Annotated in this window: 2 protein-coding genes; both read right to left on the minus strand. The window is 33.3% G+C overall.

Going from position 1 to position 5,046, the window contains the following annotated elements:
• Nucleotides 1–3,079, minus strand: a 3,079-nt coding sequence (locus XYCOK13_RS21125; protein ID WP_213414234.1) for a carbon-nitrogen hydrolase family protein, incomplete at its 3' end; no start/stop codon positions are given.
• A gap of 133 nt (nucleotides 3,080–3,212) precedes the next feature.
• On the minus strand, nucleotides 3,213–4,718 hold the full coding sequence (locus XYCOK13_RS21130; RefSeq protein ID WP_213414235.1) for a HEPN domain-containing protein: 1,506 nt from the start codon (nucleotides 4,716–4,718) through the stop codon (nucleotides 3,213–3,215).
• Nucleotides 4,719–5,046 lie beyond the last annotated feature (328 nt).

Below are 5,046 nucleotides of genomic sequence, written 5' to 3' on the forward strand. Positions count from 1 at the left end.
TCCATAATTCTTCATCATCTTCATTGAGAATTTCAGTTTCATTGATAAAATGATCTTTACTGGTGATTTTCTCCAAAAGCCTGTGTACTTGTAACAATGATGAGTCTATTTGTTTTGCAATCTGTAATTCATTGTATGCCATATCGAAGTGTTTATTATTATATAAGTATTTAGCGTATGCATAATGAACAAATGCACTCTGTTCATCAAACTTAATTGCCTTTTTGTAAAGTGAATCTGCGTTTCGATCTCCTCTTTTTTCATGAATCAAAGCAAGAGTTTGATACACAGCAGATAATTTTTTCTCAGGAACATTCAAGGTTTTCATTAATTCTAGCGCTTCATTGGCATATTTTTCTGCAGCAACTAAATGGCGATTTTTTGTAAGAGCATCTGAGTAACCGGTTAATATCCACCACGCAGAATTATCTATTTTTCTTGCGTCGTTTATATATTTCTCTGCATCAGATAATTCATTTAAATGAGTTAAACATAATCCAATATGAAATTTCACGTCTATATCGTTTTTCCTTAGGTTATCAAGAATATTGTAATATTCTAATGCAGCTCCAAACTTACGTTCTTTAAATAACCTAAGGGCAACTGGTCTTATTTCTTCAATATAAACACTCCTTAGTTCTTTTACTTGATCGAACTGTAAAGAGTGTGCAAGATGGGAAATATGTTCACCTTTATCTGCAGGACTACTGCTCTGTTTAATTTTCTGCCCATAGTACCCAGCAGCAATTTTATGTAATTCGGTTTTCTTGTTAAAAGGAATACTACTCAAAAAATGTCTTTTTATCAAACTGTGCATTTGGTATAATCCAGTTTCAACATTAAATTCAATAAGAAAATGACTTGTCAATGAGTCAAGAAGATCAAAGGTTTTTTCTTTAGAAAATCCCTCAATAACTGTATATTCAATAGGCATATTAAATACTGAGATGAAGTTCAGCAATTCTAGTTCATCCGCTGTTAAGGTAATTTTCTCTAGGACTATATTGACCAGTCTATTTTGGAATCTTTCACTTACTTGAACACTATTGATTATAGAATCGATCGAATATTTATCAAGTAACTGAGACAATAACATTGCTGCCAAAGGACTTCCGTGTAACTGCCTGACTAATTCATTAGGAATATTGATCGGTTCATTTCCCCCTCTAATATTCCTTATGTTCCAATCAAGGATACCTAAAATAATGTCTGATTCAAGAGGATTCAAGATGATCGGATATATTCTTTCATGATCGAATCGAAACTGTGATGTTACAATAATTTTATTGTTTCCTGCTAACATTAAAGCCCTTTCTATAAATCTAGAAAAGAACACATCTCTATATTTTTTTCTATAAAATACATTGTGCCAATCATCAATCAACAGAATTACTGCGTTAGTTTTCTCAAGCCGATCAAAAAATACAGTAAGTAATCTTTCCACGGATTCCTCCGTCAAATTTTCCAACAAATTTTCATTGACAGTAAGATTGAGTTGGGAGTACAACATAAGAATAAATCTAGCAAATCCAGTACCTTCAGTTATCTGAATGTGTTTTTTCTGCCAGTTCCCTGGAAGTACTTGTGATACTCCAGATCTTAAAAATTCGGTTTTACCAATACCACGCATTCCTAATACAGTACATACGGCTGAATTACTATTTATAAATCTTCTAAATGCTGTTATAGCTTCATCTCTTCCTAAGTATGGTTTTGATAATACTGAGTCTTTGGAAGACAAAGGTTGGTCAATAATATTCACATTTTCGACTTTTGGTGAACAAAATTTATTAATAACATGCTGCTCTTTTCGTAAATTACTAAACACAGCTAATGCCTCATCAGAAAGAGCGGATGATGTTAGTAAACGGTGCACAACCTCAATTGAGCCCTCAATAAAATCTCGTTCCATATCCCAGAATGTTTGTGAATTCCGAATAACAATCACTTCTCTTGCAAACTCTTCATCTTGATGGCGATTTGCATTTAATTCGTAGATATTCTTCAACACTTCGAACTTATTCCTTATCATCAGTGGAATTCGTGTCATTAATAATACGCTCTCAATATATTCCATAGTAACTGGAAGTTTTGATGATAATAATTCAATCAATTCCCTACTTGATGATGTTGAGGTATACAAAAGCGGCGCAATTGAAATTACCTTAGTCGGGTAATGAACTTTGGTTGTTGAATTTTTCCCGAATTGCCCTTCGACATCGATATCTACTGTTAGCAGACATTCTTCATTATTAGGAATTTTTATAGTTCCTCCGTTTGAGAGGTAAGGACTTGTTTCATCACGATGGACCCAACCATAAACTTTAGATTGTCCAGTCTTCGCTTCATTTAAATAGCATACTGGAATACCATTTAAAAGGTGAATACCAGCAGAATCATCGAAATTATGAGTCTTAGGACTATAGGATGGAATCACAAAAATTTTTGATGTATCGTCTTCAGGCCATTCAATTCTTTTTAAGGCATCGATACATAATTTTACTCCCAAGAGGAGTTTTCTTCCTCCTCGTTCGATTTGAACCCATTGTTTATTAGAGGACGAAGGGATTAAGTTTGTTTCCCATTGGGATTGTTCTTGTTTGTAGAATAATTCCACTGAACCATTACCCAAGAATACCGGAGATACCGCTTGGCGAATATATTCCTCTTTTACAATATTATGATTGCCTCTAAGCTCTGTAAGAGGAATATTGCATTCGGTATAATAATCCGATAAATTTCCCGTTATCATATGGCTACCCGAAACGATAATAATATTATTTAAATCAGCTAGTTGTTTCACAAGTGGGAGGATCTCACCAGGAATTGTATATTCAGGAAACACAAGGATGTCAACATTCGTGGAAACAGCATGTTGGATTATTAACTCTATTTTTTCTGATTGGTGTTCTAAATATCGTTTGAGTATGTGTTGCCTTAAAGTCTTTATGGCAGGTACAGAATGAAGTTTAGTAATCCCCAGGTTTTTCCCTGTCGGTTCCATAAGTAGATTCGTCGTATCAGTATAAGCTGCATGAGATAAAATTTGGGCTATTGCAACTCTTAGAAAAAAAGACATATTGAACTCCTTTTTACATATTAGTTTTTGTTAATTGTAGAAGGAAGGCACTGATTATAACAATAAATTATATTTAATTTGTCTATTATTTAAGAAATGTGAAATAGAAATATCACGACTAATGCTAATGATTCTATCCAATAATATCATTATTCTCTTCTTGTTGAGAAAGGGAGTTAGGAGTCTTCTTAAAATAAATCATAAAAGTATACGACCAAACACTTTTAATCAATGAAAAGACAATTTCGTGAGATTCACTTATATTTAGGGTCTCTTCTTCCTGCTTAATTATCTCATCCAAGTCTTTCAAAATGGTAAGTTCATTAAATTGGCCAGAGTCACAATCAATAAAATCCTCCATTAGTTGGATGTATTTTTTAGGTATATTCGGTTCTGTCGCTAAAAAAACTTTGATTGTCGATTTAACACTAGTAAGCATTAGCTTGGTTTCAATCGCATCTTCTGAAACAAACCGGTATATCCCTATTTCTTTAATAACCTGTTTTAAGGATAGCAATTGTATGTCTGGAGATTCATGAACCTCTTTAAACTCCATACATATTTTCTGAAACCTTTCCCTGTTTGTTGTAAACAATGAAGAAAGACTTATTTTTTGTACCATTTCTGAACCGTGCATTATAGTACTTATACAAACTCTATATATCATTCGTCCGTAAGATACTAAAGATCGATACTTAGTATACCTTTTGGAATACTTCCCATCAGCGAAAAAGTACGTTTTATTTGTTTGCCCTTCATGAACTATTTCTGAACGCGCTTTATAAAATTGGTCTAGCCAACTTTCAAGCTTTTCAACACGTCCTACTAATAATATTACTGCTTCCTTAAATCTTTTTGTGACATGATCGCCATGCTCCAAATCGAGCAAAGATTCGAATGCAATAGCCATATAAACTAAAGCTTGTTCTTCACCACAATAGACAGAAGTACTTCTGTTATACCATTTTAGTGAATTGAATATTCTGTCATTAATTTCGGTTGCACTTCTACCAAAATTAAGAAAACTAACAAAACTAGAGTTAGTACTTTGAAGTTCTGATGAATGAAAATCTCGAAGGAGATCTTGAGGGATATTTAGATAGAAATTGGGTGTGGGAGGATAGATTCTATTTCCTTCAGTAACCCAGAAATTAATAGAGTTATTCAAAATCCCTTCATAACCTTTAATAAAGGAAAAGGATGCTTCCTTTCGTCCTTTCGGTGCAATTTCTTTATCAAGATTCTCCAAATTATCCTGTGGTGGATAAACTGAATGATATGGTATATCTTTTTCAAAAAATAAATATGTATTGACATGTTCTTGAGATAGAAATAGGTCTAATAATGTAGGATGTGGGGATGAATACATAAAGGTAATTAATGCCTGGGCCTCAAAAAGCGCTTTTATAAACTCATCACGTTCAGAAATACTATCGAACAATTCAAACACATATACCATATTTTTTATTTTAAAATTGTCTCGCAAATAAAACATCTCAAAAATATTTTGTAAATGATCACGATATTTGGGTGGCACCTCAGATATATTACTACTACTTCTGAAGCGCACTCCTCGAATTACAACTGTATCAGTTGTCTTCAAATAAGGGAGTACCCCGATTACAGGAAACTTTTTCATATTAATCTTCCCCTCCTCAGATAATATCTGGATTAATGTAAAAATCGTTTTCCTTAGGTTTCCCTTACATTTTATATATGGGCTAGGGTAAAGTCAGAGGAATAACCGATCTAGTTGCAACAAGTAATGTATGTATACGAAGTATGCTCATTCTAATTATACCAAATCGCTACACTAATCGTCATGGATTATTGGATGCACGAACCATAGATGTACGTACGGTTAGATTCAAAGACTTTAGGATATTTCTAGTAGTTGAATAGAAGGCTTCGGGACAATCTGTAAAACATATTTGAGAAGATCGGAAAAGATGATGAAGAATTATGGA

The organism is Xylanibacillus composti, assembly GCF_018403685.1.
In the GTDB taxonomy this organism is placed as follows: Bacteria; Bacillota; Bacilli; order Paenibacillales; family K13; genus Xylanibacillus; species Xylanibacillus composti.

Excerpts from the sequence above, each read along its gene's own strand:
- XYCOK13_RS21130 (WP_213414235.1), bottom strand. The coding sequence starts at position 4,718 with ATGAAAAAGTTTCCTGTAATCGGGGTACTCCCTTATTTGAAGACAACT.